We start from the raw sequence: 20065 nt of genomic DNA on the forward strand, positions 1-20065 counted from the left end.
TCAGCAGACCCGTGGAACCGGATCGCCCATCGGCGGTTCGATGAACCGCTCACCGCCGATACGCGTCCGCATCACCACGCCCGAACCTTCCACGACCTCACCGATGATAGCCGCGTTCTTTCCGAGCGGATGACTGCGCAGAGCCGCAAGCACCGCGTCTGCCGCATCTGCGGCGACGCCCATCACGCACTTGCCCTCGTTTGCTACCTGCAGGGGATCAATTCCAAGCAGTCCGCCGGCGGATGCAACACTCTCGCGGATGGGCACAGCCTCCTGATCCACCACAACCTTCACACCGGCTTTGCGTGCCATCTCATTGATGCAGGCTGCAAACCCGCCGCGGGTAGGGTCCTTCATCGCATGAACGGCACCCGCGGGAGCGGCCTTTACCGCTCCTGCAATCATCATGTACAGCGGGGCAACATCCGACTTCAGCTGATCGCCGAGATCGAACCCCTCACGGTGGGCAACAATTGCCAGCCCGTGATCGCCGAGCGTGCCGGAAACGATGATCTTGTCTCCCGGTGCAAGCGCCTTGTCGCGGATCAGATACGAATCCTCCTCGACGACGCCGACACCCGCCGTATTGATCACAATACCGTCGAGACTTCCCTTCTCCACAACTTTGGTATCACCGGTGATGATTGCAGCTCCCGCTTCACCGAGCGCCTCGTCCATCGATGCCACGATTTTTTCGAGATCGGAGATGGGGAATCCCTCCTCGATCACCATCGCACAGGTCAGTGCAACCGGTCGTGCGCCCATTACCGCAAGATCATTGATTGTTCCCGACACCGCAACCCGGCCGATGTCGCCGCCCGGGAAAAAGATCGGCTTCACCACATGCGAGTCGGTCGTGAGAACAACGGTCTTTCCGCCGATCTCAAAGGTTGAACCGTCGTCCAGCGACTCAAGACCGATCCCGCCCGCGTTATTGTGTTTGAATGCGGTCAGCGTCATGAGAAGCTCCCCCATGACCTCGCCGCCCGCACCGTGCATCATATTGACTTCTGTATCCTTTTTCATCTTACTCCTCCGTGTCGATCTCGATATTCTTCACTAAAATTTCTCGTCCCTGCACCAGATGCGGCAGTTTCCCGCACTGCGGACACACAAAAATCTCAGGCCCCGCATACCCGCACTCGCACTCGGCAACCGGCGGCACTATATTGAACACCAGCTTCGTCTCCGAAAACATCGGATCATCGGTGACGAATGTTCCGAACATAAACTCCACCTGATCCGGATTCACCATCGCCATCGACCCGACGTCCACGTAGATGGTTTTGACCTTCACCGCACCATTGTCCTCGGCTGCACGTTTGGAGGTCGCATATATATCATATGCGATTCCCGACTCATGCATGGTTTTCCGGCCCCTCTTCCATCGCCTTATAGACTTCCTTGAACAGTTCGCGGGTCTCCAGTCCCTCCTCACGGGAGAGACGCTGAATGGCAAAACCCACGTGAACCAGCACGAACTCGCCGACTGCAACATCAACCAGATCGATCCTGACCTCCTGCTGAAGATCCCCGTAGTCAACGAGCGCCACATTTCCATCGCGTATTTCAAGTATTTCTGCGGGAACTGCTATGCACATATACGGTATATTGGTGAGGGAGAGTGATAAAGACAACGAAAAGAGATATACGCCGAGAGGGAGATTTGAACTCCCGAGGTGTTACCACCAGAGGCTTTCAAGGCCACCGCCTTTCCGGACTAGACTATCTCGGCATCAAAGTCCACCAGATAATACGCATGCTGCCTAAAAAAAGATTTGTGTTGGCTTATCTCCGGGAAAGAACCAGAGCAGCCGCGGCAAGAATGCCAAAGACCGGCACAACAGCACCGATAGGACTCTGGGTTGCATTGGGTCCGGCACCGGTTCCGAAGCTGTCGGCAAGTTTGGGATCCTCGGCAAGCGAGATCACATTCTTTGCACTGAGATAGACCGTTCCGCTTGCACCCTCTTTGGTCGGATAGACCTTCAGATGGACGGTTGCGTCACTTGCCGTAATCGTGATGGTCTCATCGGAGTTTTCATCCTTATCGTTTACACGGGTGACCGATCCGCCGTTGACGGTGTACTCAATCGTCCAGTCGGTTCCGCGGAATGCAGTAATGGTTGACGTTCCGGTTCCGGTTTTCACTGCGAAGTATGCCGGCTTGTCGGTCGATGCAGCCGCGTTTGCGGTCAGCGTTTTTCCGGCAGAGGTCGGGGTTACGGTTGTGGTTGCGGAGGTGGTTGCACTTCCGCTCATCAGCGTATAAGTCAGAAGACCAATGTAGCCGTCTTTGTCTTTGACAACGACCTGATAGACTCCTGCACCCGTTGCCGGAAGCTTCTCGGAGAACTGACCGTTTTCATCAGTCCCGACCCAGGTCGGGCCGTACACGACCCTGCCGTCGGTGGTGGTTCCCTCATACATCGTCAGTTCCACTCCTCTGCCGCCGGTTGCACTGGCTTTACCGGAGACCTGTACTTCTTCGGTGGAGTACTGGACTCTGGGCGCGGTACTGGTCAGTTCCCCGGTCCGATCCACGAGCTGAACGGTGAACCAGTTGCGTTTGCTGCCAAACGGGTAGTCTTTCGGTTCCTGAACGGTTACCGTGTACATGCCTCCGGCCAGTTCCCAGGTCTCAAAAGTTGTTCCGAAGTGACCGTTGGACTGGATAATAACTGATTTCGATTCCACAGAGTTTCCACCGGATTTTGCGAGCACGATGCGCATCGTGGCGCCGGCGGGGATATTGTCGGTAACACAGTCAACTACAATCTGGGATCCCACTCCCATTTTTAGCGTGGCGGTCTGGGCATCCGGCGTGATGAAGTCAAATGAGTACGCCGATACAGCTCCTGCACAAGTCAGCAGAGCCAGCAGACCGGCAGCGAGAAGAAGGATTCCTGTTTTTCTCGTACCGTTATTCATAATCTACTTAGTTATTTTCTATATAGATAGGCTTTGCCGTTGAGAACCAAACTAAGATAATGCCAGCAATACCATGAGATAAGAGTCATGTCAGCACCAATAAAACCGCTTGCATCCTGGAAAGGGCAGGACAGATATTTTGGCGAAGTTCTGCCGTCTCTGACCGGTATTTTTCTCTCCGGCGGATGCAGCTGGAACCGCTGCAGAATGTGCGGCTATAAAAACGACCGCAGTACCTGCGGCTCGCGTGAGGAACTCATCGCGCACATGAATGCCCAGATTGCCTGGATTTCGGAAAATTACGCAGCTGATGAGTACGGACTTGGCAAGATCTTTACCTCCGGCAGTGTGTTTGATCCAATCGAGGTACCCCGCGAGGTGCTGGACTCCTTCGGGCATCTGTTTGCCGGAAAACCTGTAATCGCCGAGTCACGCGCCGAATACGTAACCGAAGATGCTCTTTCACGGTTTTTGTCCACACTGGATCAGGGCCAGTCCCACCCGCTGACCGTAGCCATGGGTCTTGAGACCACGAATGATGCCGTCCGTGAGAAGTCCATCGACAAAGGATTTTCCTTTGCGGATTTCATCCGTGCCGCAGACATCTGTCATGCAGCAGGTGTCGGCGTGAAAGCCTATCTGATGATGAAGCCGCTGTTCCTGACCGAACGTGAGGCAATGGAGGATATGCAGAAGTCGATTGCGGAGGTTGCGCCGTATGCGGATATGATCTCCATGAACCTGTGTACAGTACAGGGAAGAACCGAACTTGAGCAGTACTGGCAGCGGGGGTCGTTCCGCCCGCCGTATCTGTGGTCGGCAGTGAAGGTGCTGCTGGACGCAGACGCCTGCGTCGCCTGCGACCCGGTCGGCGGCGGATTCCGTCGCGGGCCGCACAACTGCGGCAGCTGCGACAAAGAGATTGTTGCGGCGATCAATGCGTACTCGCTCACTGCCGATAAAAACGTTCTTCAGGCGGTCTGGGACGCCGGATGTTCCTGCAAAAAAGAATGGGAGTATGTTCTCGACAACGAAACGTCGTGGAACATGCCGTTAACAGATTAATTCTTTTTTTCTGCAAGTTCCCGCAGTTCATCAAGCAGCAGCGGCATAAACGTTCCCGCATCGCTGACCATGCCGATTGCCTGCGATGTTCCGCGGTCCATGAGTTTGGTAACAGAGGCCGGGTTGATGTCAACACAGATGGTCTTGACATGTGAGGGAAGCAGATTGCCGACCGCAACGGAATGGAGAAGCGTTGCAACCATTAAGACCATGCCAAGGTCAGGGATGTGTTTTCGCATCGCGTCCTGTGCCTCAATGACATTCTGAATAACGTCCGGCAGCGGCCCGTCATCCCGGATGGAACCGGCAAGAACGAACGGGACATGGTGTTTGATACACTCATACATAATGCCGCTTTTCACCATCCCGGTCTGCACCGCGGCATAGATGGAACCTGCATCCATGATCCTGTTGATCGTGTAGAGATGATGACGGTGACCGCCGCTGACCAGCTCCCCGCTCCGCAGATCCATCCCAAGCGACGTCCCGAAGATACTGTACTCAAGATCGTGCGTTGCAAGTGCGTTTCCGGCGAACAGCACATCGATGTATCCCTCGCGGATCATCGCCGCCACCGCATCTGCGGCGCCGGTGTGAACGATTGCAGGCCCTCCCACGAGCGCAACTTTTCTGCCGGACTCTTTGATCTGCAGAAGTTCCTTTGCAATCTGGCGGATCATCGTTTTGCTTGGCCGTTCGGAGGAGACGTCGCCTCCCATAAACTCGAAGACACCGATCTCACGCGGCCGCTCCGGGAAGTCCACACGAACACCTTCTTCCCCGACAACCACAAAGTCGCCGGGAAGAAGTTTACCCTGTACCGCACAGGTCGCAGTTCGTTTGACGGTATCAACCCGGATAAGAGCGTCCATCTTCATATTCTCTACCGGAATCCATTCGCCGTCATAGTGAATGTAGGTCGGGTGGTTCGTGGTGGAGTAGAATCCTTCCGGGGCAACCTTCGCCTTGATAATGTTCCGGAGCGTTACCTCTGCTTCTCCCGTGACAAGAACACCTAAACGACGCAGTTCGCTGATGATCTTGGTGAGCTGTTCGGGCGTCTCTGCGGAGATCTGCATGCGTGCGTAACTCGGGTCGGTCTTCTGTCTGCCGAGATTGAACTCCTCGGTCTCGAAATCTCCGTTGTACTCGACAACGCAGTCCATGACTTTGGCAAGGATTCCTGAGTCAACGATATGACCCCTTAGTTCGATCTCCCGCGAGAATTTCATGAATATATATGGATCGTGAAAAGAGATGAATATCTCGCCGTACCTCAGTATCCCAATCTCCTGTTTGTATCGGTGTCCTGTGCACGACAGTTACGGTACGCATGAAATTGTTTTGATTCTGTGGCGGTACTCCTGTCAATTCCGGAGGGTACCCAGACGTTGATATAGGTTCTCCCCATAATATTCCTGTATGCACGAAGCTCTGCTGTTCTCGCCGTCCGGGGATGAGGCGGTCATCTGCCGTCTTTGTCCGCGGCACTGCCGGATTGAGAGCGGGGACCGGGGATTTTGCGGGGTACGGGAAAACATCTCCGGCACCCTGTATGCAAACAGCTACGGAAAACTTACCGCCGCCGGTCTGGACCCAGTCGAGAAAAAACCGCTGTATCATTACCTTCCGGGAACACAGACGTTCTCCGTCAGCAGCTACGGCTGCAACTTCACCTGCCGCCACTGTCAGAACTATACTCTGTCGCAGGTACGGGACATGTTCGCATCCGCGGTTCCCCCCGAAGATTTGATCGCTGAAGTCCAAAAGACACCGGCAAAGAGCATCTCCTTCACCTACAACGAACCGACCCTCTCCTTTGAGTATGCGCTGGACGTGCTCCGGCTGGCAAAACCTGCCGGTCTCGGCTCGGCGTTTATCACAAACGGCTATATGAGTGAAGAGGCGCTACGGGAACTTGCACCTTACCTTGGCGCAATCCGCATTGACCTCAAAGCATTCACCGACGAATTTTACCGGACGGTCTGCGGGGCGCATCTTGCTCCCGTCCTTGACACGATTCTTCGGGCAAAGGAACTCGGTCTGCATCTGGAGCTGGTGACGCTGATCATCCCCGGATACAACGACAGCCCCGAAGAGATTGACGCAATGCTTTCCTGGGAGACGGAACATCTCGGAACTCTCACTCCGCACCACTTTACCCGGTTCTCGCCGATGTACCGGATGGAAAACGCCCGCCCTACTCCGAAAGAAACGCTGGACAGAATATTTGTGCAGGCGAAAGAACACGGAATTGCCTATCCGTATATCGGCAATATCATGCATGCGGCAGGTTCGGAGACACGATGTCCCGCATGCGGGGAACGGCTGCTGATACGAACCGGGTATGTCACAAAAATGCCGGGAATTTCCGCAGGAAAATGTAAAAACTGCGGGAGACCGTTTGACGGGATTTGGTACGATCAGGGGAGATACCTTTCCAAAAAAAATTATGCAAATGCCGGATAGACAACCTCTCCGGCAGACACGTTCAGACCAAACCGCGTATTGTACTCATCCAGAACGGCCCGGACACTCAGATGCGCCGCAGCCTCGGGATGCAGCATCTTTGCCACCGCCACTGCTCCGGCAAACGTCCGGGGGCCGTAGGCAATATCGTTACGGATCAGGTACGTCCGGTTCTCCGCCACTGCATCCAGATTGGCAAACCCGGCCCTGCCCGTAAATTTGGCATACTGATCTGCGGCGCTCTCCATATTTTTCACCGAAAGCACCTTGATCATCACATCAGGATTCTCGGCAATCAGCCACTCGGGCGAGACCTTCGGGGATGTTGCGCCCATTTCCTGCGTGAGCACATTTCTGCCGCCTGCATGTTCCATCAGCAGATCCATCCCCGACCCCTTTGCCTGACCGGAGTAGTCCGTGTATCCTTCGCAGTACACCGACGGGGAGAACGAAATACCCGCGGTTGCATTTGTCACCGAGTCCAGTACTCCGGTGTAGAAGACAGCAAACTCCTCCGCTTTTGCGGAGTTGCCGGTAAGAACTCCGAGGGCTGCAACATCCGCCGCCATTGTGACCGGTTTGTAGCAGTCGATATAGCAGATCGGAATTCCGGCCGCCTCAATAGCATCGGCGTTCAGTGGTTTTGAGGTGGAGAATGCAATCACAACATCCGGCGACAGGGAACTGATCGTCTCGATATCGGGAACATCCCATTTTCCAACGCTCACGGCATGCGGGAAGAGCGGGCCGAGTTCGGCATGATCTGCAATCGACTGCGACACCCCGACCACTTTATCGGCAGCACCCATGACATACAACATTTCCGCAGCGTTTGAGTTCATCAAAACAATCCGTTCCGCGGTATGGTCAAGCGTGAATGCATCGCCGTTTGTCTGGTTGACCACCACCGCACCGGCAGGCACATCGGTTGTCACACAACCTGCCGAACAAAGAACAGCTGCCGCTGCAACGAGGCAGAGGAGAAGAAGGGAATAGTGTTTCATCGTACACACTCTTTGTAGTAGTGGTATGACGCGCTATTTCAGTGTTACGAAGAACAAATCTTCTCACACATCGGACGGGGCATAGGAGAGAATAAATCTGCCGTGGGAATTCTCCACAATCTCGGCACAGACGCCGTACACATCCCGGACTGCATCTTCCGTCAGCACTTCCTCAGGTGTTCCGCAGGCGTAGGTTCTGCCGTCTTTGAGCATCACCACTTTGTCCGTGTACCGCAGAGCCAGATTCAGATCATGCAGGGCGATAATCATGCAGGACTTTTCTTCATGGACAATCTTCTGCATTGTTGCCACGGTCTCCAGCTGGTGACGCAGGTCAAGGGAACTCGTTGGTTCATCGAAAAGATAGAACGCCGGCTGCTGGGCAAGGGTCCGTGCGATGAACACCCGCTGCCGCTGACCGCCGGACAGTTCGTTCACGAACCGTCCGGCGAGATCGGTGACATGCATCGTTGCAAGACTGTTGTCCACCACCGCAAGGTCATCGTCGGTGACCGACCAGCTCATGTAGGGCCGCCGTCCGATCAGCACCGTGTCAAGCACGGTGGTGAACGGTGTGTAATGGAAGTACTGCGGGACGTAACCGATCAGCTTCGCCCGGTCGATCGGATCGAGTGCGGATGCATCGGTTCCGTCGATCAGAATTTTTCCGGATGCAGGCGGGAGAATGTCGGCGATGGTTTTGATCAGCGTTGATTTGCCCGAACCGTTCGGTCCGAGCAGTGCGACGACCTCGCCCGCATCCGCGGTGAAGCTGATGTCGTGCAGAACCGGTACGTTTCCGTACTTCTGCGAGACGGATTCCGTTGCAATTTTCATCCGAGATACCTCCCGTGTCCCCGCGTGATAAGGTAGAGGAAGAAGAGACCGCCGAGGATGTACATGATGACGCCGACCGGAATTTCAACCGGCGAGAAGAGGCTGCGGGCCGCGGTGTCGGAAACAAGGAGAATCAGTGCGCCCATTATTGCGGAGGCCGGAAGAAGGTACCGGTAGTCGTTTCCCACAATCATTCTGCAAATATGCGGCGCCATGAGGCCGATGAATCCGATCACGCCGGTAAATGCAAGACAGGCGGATGCGGCGAAGCTGACGATCATAAGCCCGCGGATCCGAAACTGCGGGACGTTGATGCCGAGGTTTTTTGCCACGTCGTCACCGCCGGAAAGGGTGTTGAGATCCCATGCCCGCCGTTCAACCAACAGGAAACAGAGGAGAACTATCGGCAGAAGGACGATGACCGCCTGCCAGTTTGCGCCCCACATACCGCCCATGAGCCAGGTGACGATGTCGCGGAGCGCTTCGTCGTCAGAGATGTACTGTAACGCCAGAAGACCTGCCTGAAACAGGTAGCCGATGACGACGCCCGCAAGAATCATGATGGCCTGCGAGGTCTGTCTGGTACGGGAGATGAGATACACCAGAACGACACTCATCCAGCCGAAAAGGAATGCGGAGAGGATGAGGAGTGCCGTATCAAGAGAGAAGGTGATGCCCGCAATGGTTACGGCGCCTGCGAATGCGGCGCCGAAGAGGATCGGGCCGAGGACGATCATGAACGCGGCACCAAAGGATGCCGCAGAGGACAGGCCGAGGGTGAAGGGGCTGACGAGCGGGTTGCGCAAAAGCCCCTGCATCACCGCCCCGGCAACGGCAAGACTCACGCCTGCAAGAATGGCGAGCAGGATGCGGGGCAGCCGGTAGCCGGTGATGATGAATCCGGCGTTGGCGGTTGCGGGAGCGTCGATGAGGCCGGGGAGAATCGCATGACCGAAGGCTGCCAGAACGTCCGCCGGAGGAATGGCAACCGTCCCGATACCGCAGGCGATGACGGCGGCGATGATGAGCAGGAGGAGGAGTGCACCGAAGATGAGGAGCTTGCGCTTCTGCGTGGTGCGGTAGAGTTTGGCTATCGGATGTTCAGGCATAGGTCACGTCCGCAGAAACATCGCCGCAAGCCGTTCCTTCGTCAGTACGATCGTTGTCGGTCTGCCGTGCGGGCAGGTGTACGGCGACCGGGTTGCCATCAGCTGGCGAAGCAGACGCTGCATCTGTTCCGTCGTCATCGGTGTTGCCCCCTTTACCACCGACCGGCACGCCGCCGTTTTCAGCACGCGGTCAAGCACGCTCTCTTCACCACCGGAGGAGGTCTTGTCCAGTGCCTGGGCAATGATCTCATGAATCACCGCCGGATCGCCGAGCGATGCCGACACAACCGGAACGGTGCGCACCATCCAGACATCCTTCCCGAACGGTTCAAGCGTGTAACCTGCATCTGCAAGTACCGGAAGCAGGTCAGGAACAGCCGCCGCCTCTTTTTTTGTGAGCTTCAGCTGTACGGGAACGATCAGTTCCTGACCGGACAGTCCCTTCTCCTGTCGGGCGAGCAGGAGATCATACATCACCCGTTCATGTGCCGCATGCTGATCGACCACCACCAGATCGCCGGTCTCGCTGCGGGCAAGAATGTACGTGTCCGCAATCTGTCCCAGAACCTCCGGTACAAACTCTGTCGTCTCCGGCGGGTCAAAACGTTCTGTCCGCCGCAGTTGTTTATCCGTCTGCCGAAGCGCCGCAGCCGGCGGCAGCTGCGGGGATGCAGATTCTGTCTTCTGCGGAACTGTCCGCCGCTCATACGGGGAAACCGATTCACCCAGAACATAGAGCGGCAGTGTTGCCGCTGCTGTTTGTGCTGCGGTTCGGGGAGTTACGGGAAGATCCGGTTCTGCCGATGCTGCAAACACCCGCGTCTCATGAAGAGCACAGTACACCGCGTCCTGAACGCCGGTCTGCACATCCCGCTCACGGGACAGCCGCACCTCCTTTTTTGTCGGATGCACATTCACATCTACATCGCGGGTATCGATCTCCAGATCCAGAAACGCCGCCGGGTACATCCCTTTCGGCAGAAGAGTTCCGTATCCCTCACGCACCGCCCACTGAAGCGGGCGGGAAGAGATCTGCCGCCGGTTAATCGAAAGATAAAACCGGCTCGGCGTGCTCTTCATCTCACAACCCGGCCGGGTCACGAACCCTTCGACCTTCACAATCCCGTACATCCCTGCAACCGGCACCAGCTCTTTGGCAAACGACTGCCCGAACACCGCTGCAATCACATCTAAAAAACTGCCGTTGCCGTAGGTACGGAGCCGTTCCTTTCCCTGATAGGAAAGTACAAACGAGATGTCACGGTGCGCAAGCGCCAGCCGTTCCACCATATCATAGATGTGGGCAAGCTCGGTTGCGACCGTCTTCTGAAACTTCCGCCGTGCGGGCGTGTTGTAAAAAAGTCCCTCGACGACAACGCTCGTTCCTTCCGGTGCTCCGGTCGCGGTATGTTCGACGAGTTCTCCGCCGTGAATCACTACGCGGGTTGCTTCCGGACTCTCGGAACCATGCTTTTTGGTGGTAAGCGTCACCTGTGAGACCGCGGCAATGCTCGCCATTGCCTCGCCCCGGAATCCGAGTGTGCCGATTGCCGCAAGATCCGCAGGCCGGGAGATTTTACTGGTCGCATGCTGACGGAACGCAAGCAGTGCATCGTCACTTTCCATCCCGCACCCGTCGTCCGTGACCGCAACGCGGGTCACGGCGGTCTTGTCCGCCGCAAGATCGATTTTGATCCGGTGTGCCCCGGCATCAATTGCATTTTCCACCAGTTCCTTTACCACCGATGCGGCACGTTCCACCACCTCGCCTGCGGCGATGTGGCTGATGGTTTCCTCGTCAAGAACGGTGATTACGCCCATTACTTCCTCTCTAACATTGACTTGAGTTCATTGATGAACATCAGCGCCTGCATCGGTGTCATCTCATTGATGTTCGCCTCGCGAACCCGTTCCTCAACCGCCGAGACCGCGGGCGTCAGCGGTTCGGAGGCCGTATCAACCAGAAGCATCTGTGTGTAGTATTTTCTGCCGCCGGAACCTGCATCTTCGCGGAGCGCCTGATTGAGGATCGCCTCTGCACGGGTCAGTACTTTTTTCGGAACACCGGCAATCCGTGCCACATGGATACCGTAACTCCGGTCGGTTGCTCCCGGAATCAGTTTTCGCAGAAAAGTAATGTCGTGCTGATCCTCTTTTACGGCAAAGTGGTAGTTCTTCATGCGGCGGAACTCCTGTTCCATACCAATCAGCTGGTGGAAGTGCGTGGCAAACAGTGTCCGGGGACCGCTCGCTCCTTTTCCGTGCAGATACTCAAGTACCGCCCGGGCAATTGCATATCCGTCCACCGTACTTGTCCCCCGCCCGATCTCATCCAGAAGAATCAGGCTTTTGTCGGTTGCGTTGTTGAGGATGTTGGCTAACTCAAGCATCTCCACCATGAATGTGCTCTGGCCGCCGGCAAGATCGTCGGATGCCCCGACACGGGTAAAGATCCGGTCCACCATGCCGATTTTTGCGTAACGTGCCGGAACAAAGCATCCGATCTGTGCCATGATGCAGATTAGGGCAACGCTGCGCATGTAGGTTGACTTTCCGGCCATGTTTGCACCGGTCAGAATCAGAATCTGATCGCCGGATGCGTTCATCTCGGTATCGTTGGGGACGTAGCCGCCCGGTACAGAGTCCTCAACGATCGGGTGACGGCCGTCGCGGATCAGCAGATCAACTCCTGCGGAGAAATCGGGCCGGATATACCGGTTCGCCGATGCAAGTTCGGCAAACGCAGTCAGCATGTCGATGGTACCAATTCCTTCCGCCGCCTCTTTGAGATCGGCCACATATCCGCGGAGTGTTGCAAGCAGGGATTCGTAGAGGGATATTTCCAGGGCGAGAATCCGGTCGTCCGCCTGCGCCATCAGCGCTTCGCGTTCGCGGAGCGCCGGAAGGGTGAACCGTTCGCCGTTTACGGTGGTCTGTTTGCGTTCGTATTCGGGCGGTACTTTGTCCGCGTTCGCTTTGGTTACCTCGATGTAGTAGCCGAAGACGTTGTTGTAGGCGATCTTGAGCGATTTGATACCGGTCCGGTCGCGTTCGCTCTGCTGCAGTTCTGCGATCCAGTCTCTGCCGGTTGCAAGAACTTCGCGGAGCTGGTCAAGGTCGGCGTTGTAGCCGGAACGGATCACGTTCCCGTTGCGGTACACCACGGGCGGATCGTCGATGAGTGCGGAGGTGATTAACTCGGCGACGCCGGTAAAGTCCGGGATACGGGCAAGCTGGTCTGCCAGAAGGCCGGAGGTGCTGCCGATCTCTCTGCCGATTTCAGGCAGGAGGGAAAGGCTTGCGGCAAGCGACAGAAGGTCGCGAGGGGATGCGTTGCCGTAGGCAATGCGTCCTGCAATCCGCTCAATGTCGGCAACCTTTGCAAGGATGCTGTCCAGTGTTTTGCACAGCACGGGCCTGTCCGTGAAAAATTCCACGGCGTCCAGTCGCAGATTGATGGCGTCTGCGTCAAGCAGCGGAACGGTTACGGTACTGCGCAGGGTCCGGCTGCCCATCGGTGTTTTGGTGCGGTTCAGGAATCCGAACAGTGTGGTGTCGTTGCGGTCTCCCCGCAGTGGTGAGAGAATTTCCAGATTGCGCAGGGTGATTGCGTCCAGCACCATTGCATCGTCCGCGTGTCTGCGGGAAAATCCGTTGATATGAGGAAGAGCGGTTTTCTGCGTCTCTTTTGCATACCGGAGAGCGGCGGCGGCGGCACTGATGCAGAGCGGGGAGTCGGCGCAGTCGTAGCCGTCAAGCGATGCAACGCCGAAGGCGTTGCAGAGCGCTGATTCCCCGTCGGTAAAGAGACCGGCGCGTCCGGGGGTGATGACGCGGCCGCATCCGGCAAGGAAGCTGATGAGGTCCGCCGGTATCTGCTGCGGCACCAATATTTCCGCCGGTGTGTAGCGTTCTATCTCGGTTGCAAGCGAGGCGTTGTTTTCCTCAAGAGGTATTTCTTCGACGAAGAACTCACCGGTGGTAATATCCAGAAACGCAAGACCGGCCCGGCCTTTTGCATCCGTTGCAAGCGCCAGTAAATAATGTGCGGCACTGGTGTCCACGATACCGGTATCAATTGCCGTGCCCGGGGTGACTACGCGGATGACATCCCGCTTTACACAGCCCTTCGCGGTTTTGGGGTCCTCGATCTGTTCGCAGATGGCAACTTTGTAGCCTTTGCGGATCATCCGGGGGAGATAGAGATCGAGGGCGTGATAGGGAATGCCTGCGAGGGGAATCGGGTTTCCGTCCGGGTCTTTGGACCGCGAGGTCTGGACGATGTCAAGTTCGCGGGCACAGATTTCTGCGTCTTCCCAGAAGGTTTCGTAAAAGTCGCCCATCCGCATAAAGAGGATACAGTCCGGGTACTGTTCCTTGAACATCCGGACCTGTTCCATTGCAGGAGTGAGTTTTTTCTGGGAGACCATAGGTGAAAATATGTATTCGTTTTTATGTTATTGAAGAGGTTGGTTTGGTTTTGCTGCAGTTGTCCGGATGTGTGCCGAATGTCTTGGAAGAGGTTCAGTGAATTGTTCTGGATTTTTTTGGTACGGGTTTTTTCCAGAGAGAATACGCGGGCCGCCTATGGACCGGAGTTTCAAAAAAAAACAGACGAGCATTGAATCCTATGACAATATGATATATACATACTCTTATTAAATATACTCGTAATTCCTCTGTGAATTCGGCATACGACACAGAAATAGGGAGGGAAGACCTGCCGGACTGCGTCCGCAATATTATATCCTACTTTTTTTGTGATTTTTTTTGACTGCATCTATTCCTCATTTATCCACGCAAAATCGGTTCATTTCCTCAATTTTGGAGGGAGGACAATTTCCGGATAAATTCTCTTGTCATAGGATTCAGTGGTCATCACATATTCAAGTGATTCGTGTGTGTGCGTACGTGTGTGACCACTGTCCGGAGGAACAATTATGTGTTTACGTGGTGGCGGACATTCGTGTCCCGAAAAGCGTGCGGAGGATACTCCGCACTGTGTGGTATGGATATGTGTACTTCTTCTGCTTTGCGGGCTGTGTCTGGTGCCCGCAGTATCGGCAGAGACAAAGTATGTCATGACATTCGACGACTTATCTCGCGAATTAATGGACGCTAGCAACGACGGTACTGTTATTGTCATCGGGAATAACATTACCGGGATTTCGGCTTGGTCCGAGGAGACGGATGGAATCCTGGTTCAAAGCAATGTTATTCTTACGGTTCCTGAAGATACGAACTATACTATATTCCGTGGTACCGTGATGCAGTCCTTGTTTCATCTCTCCCCGTATTCATATGGTGCTCTTACTATTCGGAATAATGGTACCGGGGTACTTACCATTGATGGAACAAAAGAGGGCATGCTAATTATGGGACCTCTTGTCTCAGTTCCAAGTGGAACTACATTTACCATGGAAGGCGGACACCTGATAAACAATAAAAATATTGATGGGTCAAACAATGTTTGTGGTGCTGTATTTGTGGGTCATAAATCGGATACAGATGATATCTTTTGGGAAGAACCTGGAGAGTTCATTATGAAAGGAGGTATAATTTCTGATAATTCTGCAAGTAAAGGCGGAGGTGGGGTATTGGTGGGAGTGTGTGGGAACTTCACCATGTCCGGTGGTGAGATCTCCAACAATATGGTAAGATCTGGCGATGGCGGCGGGGTGTGGGGCATTCCCGGGTCTAATGTGACTATTTCAGGGGGAATAATCATGAATAATACTGCAGCCTATGGCGGAGGAATCAGGGTTACTAATAGTTCTACGCATACTACAGATAGTGGGAATGTTCAGATCGTTGGGGGAGTTAACATCATTTCTGGTGATGCCAAGATAACAGGGAATACAGCAACGACATCTGGCGGAGGCATTCATGTTACCCAAGGAACTCTTACCATGACAGGAGGCAGCATCTCCGAAAATACCGGTGCTCCCAAAGGTGGCGCCGGTATCTATCTGAGCCAGAATGCTACGTTTGAGATGAGCGGGGGAAGTATCACAGGTAACAAGGGTACTGATACATATGCCTGTTTTGGTGGAGGCGGAGTCTCCCTCGACGATGGTGCAAAAGAAATGATCATGACTGGAGGCACGATCTCCGGCAACTCTGCCGGACAGGGTGGTGGTGTTTTAGTCGACACGGGATGTCTCACCATGTCCGACGGCACGATCTCCGGCAACTCTGCCGAAATCGGTGGCGGGGTGATGGTTGGTACCAGCGGAGTCCTCAATCTATCAGGCACAGCAAAAATCACCGATTCCTATGCAACGGAGAATGGTGCCGGAGTATACGTAGAAGGCGAACTGAACATGTCCGAAAATGCCAATATTTCCTCTGAAGTCTATCTGACTACCGGTACGTTCATCAACATCCCCAGAGCGCTGGCGGGCAACGGGGGTGCAAAGAACATTACAACAGCAGAGAAGAGCGATGGTACGGTTGTGATTCAGGTATCTGATACAGCGAAAACAGCAGAGAACATGCGGCCATTCTTTGCTCTGGGCAGCAGGATGGACCCGAAAATAACGCTTCAGGTGGAGGAACCAAACCTCATTCTGAAAACTCCGTACACGGTAACAATTCTCGACGGTGTTATTACCGGAACTACTAATACCAGTGAATCATACTTTTCCGGAGACACGGTTTGGATTACCGCAAATACGTCTGAAGAAGGTAAGGTATTTGACAAATGGGTCGTCACGGACGACGTTACCACCCTTGACGATCCATTCAGCAGTGCAACTACCTTCACAATGCCTGCCATGTCGGTTACCGTCACTGCGACCTACCAAGACGCCTCCGGCGGCGGTACACCTGAACCGGAAACCCCGGTACCCACCCCTTCCGGCAGCAGCTCCTCCGGCGACGGCAACATGGAGAACGCCTTCCGCGTCCTCTTCGACACCCGCGGCGGCAGCACCATCCCGCCCCAAACCGGCCTCTCCTACGGCGACCGCGTAACAAAGCCCGCCGACCCCGTCAAGGACGGCTGTACCTTCGACGGCTGGTACAAAGACGCAGGATGCACCCAGGCATGGAGTTTCAGCGACAGCATTCCGGGCGACATGACATTGTATGCCAAATGGAACTGTGAAGCGACCACAACCCCTACACCCACCGCAACCATAACCCCCGAACCAACCGGACAGCCCGCAACCCCAACACCCACCGGGGAACAGACCAGCGAACCCACCGGACAACCCACCAGCGATACCGGTACCAAACCCGCTGGCGGCATCCTGCCCCTCCTTGGCGGCATCCTATTCCTGTTCCTCGCCATCCTGCTCCTCATCCTCCTCTTCCTCCGCCACACCGTCACCTTCCTCATCCCCTCCGGCGGAGAACTCAGCGAATACCGCATCAAAGTATGGCACGGCAGATACATCAACCCGGACAAACTTCCCGAACTGTTCCGTACAGCCGCCTGGTATCGCGACCCCGGACGACGCGAACGCTGGGACTTTAACAAAGACCGTGTCCGAAAAAGCATCGAGTTATACCTCGGTTAACTCCCTCTCCCCTCCCCTCTTCGCGGGCATCTTCCCGCTACCGGCGGCACAGGACACGCTTCGCCTGTATGCAGGCGACACACGCCGTCTCCGGACCTCCTCCAACAATCGTAAACTCATGAGTCCGGAACACGGTACCGGCAGACCAGCGCCTCTCTGCACTTTGCAGAATAATACGCGCGGTGGGGACCGTGCATCGCGCCCGATCTCCGGCAGCATCATCTGCCGATAGGGGCGTGTCCGCCGAAACCGGTACTACCATACCGGTACCCGCAGGGCCGCAACAGTTACAGACTTTCACTCATTCCGCGGCCTGTGGGGTTTTGTTTGATGGAATCACAACAAAAAAAAACGAAATCAACCTGTCACCGCACAAACACCCGCTGAAAACAGGTCGGTCTTAGAAAGGGTGACCATTCCGGTCAGGAGTACATTGCGTCCGGCTGCTGGACCACAATCCCGGTTCGTCCGGCTTTCACTGCTGCGAGTGCTTTTGAAAAGTCCTCGGAACTTATCGTCGTCCGCCGTGTGCGGATAGCGTTCATACCCGCCTCCACACACACCGCCATAAGTTCCGAACCGTTCATACCCTCGGTCTCTTTTGCAATATCTGCAAGCGACACCGTTTTCCGGAGATTCATCTTTCGGGTATGAATCTCAAGAATGGTCTTTCGTCCCTCCTCATCCGGCAGCGGGAACTCAATGATGCGGTCGAATCGTCCGGGGCGGAGCAGTGCTTTATCAAGGATATCGGGACGGTTTGTTGCACCTATGATCTTTACATCGCCGCGGTTGTCAAATCCGTCCAGCTCGGCAAGCAGCTGCATGAGTGTTCTGCTGACCTCGTGATCGCCCGGGGAGTAACTGTCGTTTCCGCGTGCCGCACCGATAGCATCGATCTCATCGATGAAAATAATTGTCGGTGAGCGTTCCCTGGCCATCTGGAACAGTTCGCGTACCAGCCGTGCGCCCTCGCCGATGTACTTCTGAACGAGTTCGGATCCGACCACGTGAATAAATGATGCTTTGGTATGATGTGCAACTGCTTTTGCGAGAAGTGTCTTGCCGGTTCCGGGCGGTCCGAACATCAGAACACCTTTGGGCGGGGCAATACCGACCGTCTCAAACAACCGCGGAGATCTGAGCGGCAGCTCCACTGATTCGCGGAGCAGCTGCTTCTGCTCCTCAAGGCCGCCGATGTCGTCATAGGTGATGGTCGGTGTGTCCATGACTTCCATTGCGGATACCTGACAGTCGTATTTCGGCGGCAGGATATCCACGATACTGAAGGACTGCAGGTGCATAGCACACAGGGTCCCGGGCATGATATCTTTTGGATCCAGATGTTCACTCACCCGGGAAAGGAACTGCGGGCCGGTGGTGCTTCGGACCACCACATGTGTCTCATCAATAACCGACTCAATCGTTCCGAGAACAAGCGGCGGGCTGCGGTAGTCATTCAGTTCATCGCGCAGTTTCTTTATTTCGCGCTTGTACTGATCACGCTGTGACTCTGCTGCCGCATTCTGGAGTCGGAGCTGCCGGACCTGCTCGCGGAGTTCGAAGTTTCTGCTCTCCAGTGCGATGTTTGCCTTCCGGAGAGACGCAAGTTCGTTTTCCTTTGAGTGCGAGGATTTTTCCGCGATCGTGTCTACGGAATTTGACTCTCTGGCACACGACGAGATGATGTCCGGTGTTTCTGACATGGCAACTTACGGGTATATCAGTGTATATGAGTAAAATAGCTTCCCATATGGATATCGGATTTTTGATGTTCGGGAAAATTCTTCTCTAAAAAGTATCGGTATCCGAATTGTTAATGTGGTAGAAATAAATAATATAGTACGGCGAATTTATCATGCAAACAGAATACTGTGAGTTATGTGGTGCACCTCTCACCAAAAAAGGAAAACTGGTGCAGATTGAAGGTGCAAAGCCAATGAAAGTTTGCGATAAATGTGCCAAACTCGGCACAGAGGTCCAGGCACCGCGGCCGGCATCTGCAGGATTTGGCAGGCCAACGGTTGTGCGCAAAGGACCCGCACAGCCGGCATCAGCCGCAGTACCGCGCAAGCGCGATATGTTTGATTATATGGAAGGCGATATTGTTGAGGATTTCCCGAAGCGCATTGCAGCAGCGCGTTTGGCAAAGGGTTTCTCCCAGAAGGATCTTGCCTTTGTTCTGAAGATGCAGGAAGGGGATATTAAGAAGCTGGAACGCGGAGAGCGTGAGCCGACCGAGGCGGAACGCAAGAAGCTGGAAGCAGAGCTTGGTATTGAGCTTCTGGATACCGGCAGTGATTCCGATTCACTCCAACAGGGCGGTGTTGCGGCAACAACGCTTGGTGATGTTCTGCAGGTGAAGCGGAAGTAAGCGGGACGAATCGATCATGGCATCCCCACTTATCCTTATTAATTTCAAGTCGTACCGGGAAGGAGCAGGCAATAATGCGGGCCAGATCGGGTCTGCGGCAGAGCTGGTAATGCAGGAGTCGGGCGTGACCATCGGGGTTGCCCCTCAGTTTACCGAGCTGCACCCGTTCTGCAAACATTATGAAATTCCGGTGTATGCACAGCACATCGATCCGGTTGAGGGTGCGTTTACCGGCCGTGTTCCGGCGTTCACCGTCCGCGCAGCAGGATGCACGGGTGCGCTGATCAATCATTCGGAGCGCCGTCTGTCGATTGCAGACATTGAGGCGACGGTTGCTGCGGCAAAGTTCCACCATCTGGAGTCGGTGGTCTGTACAAATAATGTGGCGGTGTCTGCTGCTGCGGCTTCGTTTGCCCCGACCTATATCGCGGTGGAGCCGCCGGAGCTGATCGGTTCCGGCATCTCGGTGGCAAAGGCAGATCCGGAAATTATCAAAGGAACGGTTGATGCGGTGCACCGGGTGAATCCGGACGTAAAAGTGCTGTGCGGTGCAGGGATTCAGTCCGGCGAGTGTGTGAAGACCGCACTTTCCCTTGGCGCCGACGGGGTTCTTCTTGCGTCAAGTGTGGTGAAGGCAAAGGATCCCGAAGCGGTTCTGCGGGATCTGGTATCTTTGATCTGAATATTTTTTTCTTTTTTGTCCGGAACTGCGTACACTGCCACCCCCTGCCTGCCGCATCCCCACACACTAAT

17 protein-coding genes and 1 tRNA gene are annotated in these 20065 nt (G+C 55.1%); 5 read left to right on the forward strand and 13 right to left on the reverse strand.

All coding sequences use genetic code 11. The features are described from left to right. From hypE to O0S10_RS00120, 5 genes are all read right to left on the reverse strand, one after another. Window positions 1–1026, reverse strand: coding sequence for a hydrogenase expression/formation protein HypE (gene hypE, locus O0S10_RS00100; protein WP_268923849.1), 1026 nt, complete (start codon window positions 1024–1026; stop codon window positions 1–3). 1 nt (window position 1027) lies between these two features. Beyond that, complete coding sequence (locus O0S10_RS00105) at window positions 1028–1366, reverse strand: hydrogenase maturation nickel metallochaperone HypA/HybF (RefSeq protein WP_268923850.1); 339 nt, start codon at window positions 1364–1366, stop codon at window positions 1028–1030. Next, window positions 1359–1601 carry a HypC/HybG/HupF family hydrogenase formation chaperone gene (locus tag O0S10_RS00110; protein WP_268922465.1) on the reverse strand — a complete coding sequence of 81 codons (243 nt, stop codon included), beginning with the start codon at window positions 1599–1601 and terminating at the stop codon, window positions 1359–1361. Before O0S10_RS00110 ends, O0S10_RS00105 begins: the two co-directional genes overlap by 8 nt. Before the next feature lie 50 nt (window positions 1602–1651). Beyond that, window positions 1652–1735: transfer RNA gene (locus tag O0S10_RS00115), tRNA-Ser, on the reverse strand. Window positions 1736–1788: 53 nt separating this feature from the next. Further along, on the reverse strand, window positions 1789–2931 hold the full coding sequence (locus O0S10_RS00120; RefSeq protein ID WP_268923851.1) for a hypothetical protein: 1143 nt from the start codon (window positions 2929–2931) through the stop codon (window positions 1789–1791). An 87-nt stretch (window positions 2932–3018) separates the two neighbouring features. On the opposite strand from O0S10_RS00120, the gene O0S10_RS00125 reads away from it, so the two are divergent. Continuing rightward, window positions 3019–3996, forward strand: a complete 978-nt coding sequence (locus O0S10_RS00125) for an archaeosine biosynthesis radical SAM protein RaSEA (RefSeq protein ID WP_268923852.1) — start codon at window positions 3019–3021, stop codon at window positions 3994–3996. On the opposite strand, the gene O0S10_RS00130 is transcribed toward O0S10_RS00125, so the two are convergent. Beyond that, window positions 3993–5228 carry an ornithine cyclodeaminase, nickel-pincer nucleotide-dependent gene (locus tag O0S10_RS00130; RefSeq protein ID WP_268923853.1) on the reverse strand — a complete coding sequence of 412 codons (1236 nt, stop codon included), beginning with the start codon at window positions 5226–5228 and terminating at the stop codon, window positions 3993–3995. The two genes, O0S10_RS00125 and O0S10_RS00130, sit on opposite strands and share 4 nt — an antisense overlap. A gap of 190 nt (window positions 5229–5418) precedes the next feature. Here O0S10_RS00130 and amrS point away from each other — a divergent pair, with 190 nt between their 5' ends. Then, complete coding sequence (gene amrS, locus O0S10_RS00135) at window positions 5419–6465, forward strand: AmmeMemoRadiSam system radical SAM enzyme (RefSeq protein ID WP_268923854.1); 1047 nt, start codon at window positions 5419–5421, stop codon at window positions 6463–6465. Here amrS and O0S10_RS00140 read toward each other — a convergent pair. The 5 genes from O0S10_RS00140 to mutS form a co-directional block, all read right to left on the reverse strand. After that, entirely contained in the window at window positions 6447–7469 is a 1023-nt protein-coding gene (locus O0S10_RS00140; protein WP_268923855.1) for an ABC transporter substrate-binding protein, read from the reverse strand. The genes amrS and O0S10_RS00140 overlap by 19 nt on opposite strands. Window positions 7470–7532: 63 nt before the next feature. Further along, complete coding sequence (locus O0S10_RS00145; RefSeq protein WP_268923856.1) at window positions 7533–8306, reverse strand: ABC transporter ATP-binding protein; 774 nt, start codon at window positions 8304–8306, stop codon at window positions 7533–7535. Continuing rightward, window positions 8303–9415, reverse strand: coding sequence for a FecCD family ABC transporter permease (locus tag O0S10_RS00150; protein ID WP_268923857.1), 1113 nt, complete (start codon window positions 9413–9415; stop codon window positions 8303–8305). Before O0S10_RS00150 ends, O0S10_RS00145 begins: the two co-directional genes overlap by 4 nt. A gap of 3 nt (window positions 9416–9418) precedes the next feature. Further along, on the reverse strand, window positions 9419–11236 hold the full coding sequence (gene mutL / locus O0S10_RS00155) for a DNA mismatch repair endonuclease MutL (RefSeq protein WP_268923858.1): 1818 nt from the start codon (window positions 11234–11236) through the stop codon (window positions 9419–9421). Then, window positions 11236–13845 carry a DNA mismatch repair protein MutS gene (gene mutS / locus O0S10_RS00160; RefSeq protein WP_268923859.1) on the reverse strand — a complete coding sequence of 870 codons (2610 nt, stop codon included), beginning with the start codon at window positions 13843–13845 and terminating at the stop codon, window positions 11236–11238. Before mutS ends, mutL begins: the two co-directional genes overlap by 1 nt. Before the next feature lie 1296 nt (window positions 13846–15141). On the opposite strand from mutS, the gene O0S10_RS00165 reads away from it, so the two are divergent. Further along, entirely contained in the window at window positions 15142–16938 is a 1797-nt protein-coding gene (locus O0S10_RS00165; RefSeq protein WP_268923860.1) for an InlB B-repeat-containing protein, read from the forward strand. Window positions 16939–16975: 37 nt separating this feature from the next. On the opposite strand, the gene O0S10_RS00170 is transcribed toward O0S10_RS00165, so the two are convergent. Both O0S10_RS00170 and O0S10_RS00175 read right to left on the reverse strand, forming a co-directional pair. Then, window positions 16976–17200, reverse strand: a complete 225-nt coding sequence (locus tag O0S10_RS00170; protein WP_268923861.1) for a hypothetical protein — start codon at window positions 17198–17200, stop codon at window positions 16976–16978. Between the two features lie 160 nt (window positions 17201–17360). Beyond that, window positions 17361–18644 carry a proteasome-activating nucleotidase gene (locus O0S10_RS00175; protein WP_268923862.1) on the reverse strand — a complete coding sequence of 428 codons (1284 nt, stop codon included), beginning with the start codon at window positions 18642–18644 and terminating at the stop codon, window positions 17361–17363. Window positions 18645–18796: 152 nt separating this feature from the next. Between O0S10_RS00175 and O0S10_RS00180 the strand changes: the two genes are divergently transcribed. Next, window positions 18797–19312, forward strand: a complete 516-nt coding sequence (locus tag O0S10_RS00180) for a multiprotein bridging factor aMBF1 (RefSeq protein ID WP_268923863.1) — start codon at window positions 18797–18799, stop codon at window positions 19310–19312. Between the two features lie 16 nt (window positions 19313–19328). Further along, window positions 19329–19994, forward strand: coding sequence for a triose-phosphate isomerase (tpiA, locus tag O0S10_RS00185; RefSeq protein ID WP_268923864.1), 666 nt, complete (start codon window positions 19329–19331; stop codon window positions 19992–19994). Window positions 19995–20065 lie beyond the last annotated feature (71 nt).

It is taken from the genome of Methanocorpusculum petauri (assembly GCF_026891975.1).
In the GTDB taxonomy this organism is placed as follows: Archaea; Halobacteriota; Methanomicrobia; order Methanomicrobiales; family Methanocorpusculaceae; genus Methanocorpusculum; species Methanocorpusculum petauri.

What these genes read in the sequence shown, in the direction of transcription:
- hypE (WP_268923849.1), bottom strand. Translation starts at nt 1,026, where the DNA reads ATGAAAAAGGATACAGAAGTCAATATGATGCACGGTGCGGGCGGCGAG.
- O0S10_RS00105 (WP_268923850.1), bottom strand. Translation starts at nt 1,366, where the DNA reads ATGCATGAGTCGGGAATCGCATATGATATATATGCGACCTCCAAACGT.
- O0S10_RS00110 (WP_268922465.1), bottom strand. Translation starts at nt 1,601, where the DNA reads ATGTGCATAGCAGTTCCCGCAGAAATACTTGAAATACGCGATGGAAAT.
- O0S10_RS00120 (WP_268923851.1), bottom strand. Translation starts at nt 2,931, where the DNA reads ATGAATAACGGTACGAGAAAAACAGGAATCCTTCTTCTCGCTGCCGGT.
- O0S10_RS00125 (WP_268923852.1), top strand. Translation starts at nt 3,019, where the DNA reads ATGTCAGCACCAATAAAACCGCTTGCATCCTGGAAAGGGCAGGACAGA.
- O0S10_RS00130 (WP_268923853.1), bottom strand. Translation starts at nt 5,228, where the DNA reads ATGAAATTCTCGCGGGAGATCGAACTAAGGGGTCATATCGTTGACTCA.
- amrS (WP_268923854.1), top strand. Translation starts at nt 5,419, where the DNA reads ATGCACGAAGCTCTGCTGTTCTCGCCGTCCGGGGATGAGGCGGTCATC.
- O0S10_RS00140 (WP_268923855.1), bottom strand. Translation starts at nt 7,469, where the DNA reads ATGAAACACTATTCCCTTCTTCTCCTCTGCCTCGTTGCAGCGGCAGCT.
- O0S10_RS00145 (WP_268923856.1), bottom strand. Translation starts at nt 8,306, where the DNA reads ATGAAAATTGCAACGGAATCCGTCTCGCAGAAGTACGGAAACGTACCG.
- O0S10_RS00150 (WP_268923857.1), bottom strand. Translation starts at nt 9,415, where the DNA reads ATGCCTGAACATCCGATAGCCAAACTCTACCGCACCACGCAGAAGCGC.
- mutL (WP_268923858.1), bottom strand. Translation starts at nt 11,236, where the DNA reads ATGGGCGTAATCACCGTTCTTGACGAGGAAACCATCAGCCACATCGCC.
- mutS (WP_268923859.1), bottom strand. Translation starts at nt 13,845, where the DNA reads ATGGTCTCCCAGAAAAAACTCACTCCTGCAATGGAACAGGTCCGGATG.
- O0S10_RS00165 (WP_268923860.1), top strand. Translation starts at nt 15,142, where the DNA reads ATGAATAATACTGCAGCCTATGGCGGAGGAATCAGGGTTACTAATAGT.
- O0S10_RS00170 (WP_268923861.1), bottom strand. Translation starts at nt 17,200, where the DNA reads ATGGTAGTACCGGTTTCGGCGGACACGCCCCTATCGGCAGATGATGCT.
- O0S10_RS00175 (WP_268923862.1), bottom strand. Translation starts at nt 18,644, where the DNA reads ATGTCAGAAACACCGGACATCATCTCGTCGTGTGCCAGAGAGTCAAAT.
- O0S10_RS00180 (WP_268923863.1), top strand. Translation starts at nt 18,797, where the DNA reads ATGCAAACAGAATACTGTGAGTTATGTGGTGCACCTCTCACCAAAAAA.
- tpiA (WP_268923864.1), top strand. Translation starts at nt 19,329, where the DNA reads ATGGCATCCCCACTTATCCTTATTAATTTCAAGTCGTACCGGGAAGGA.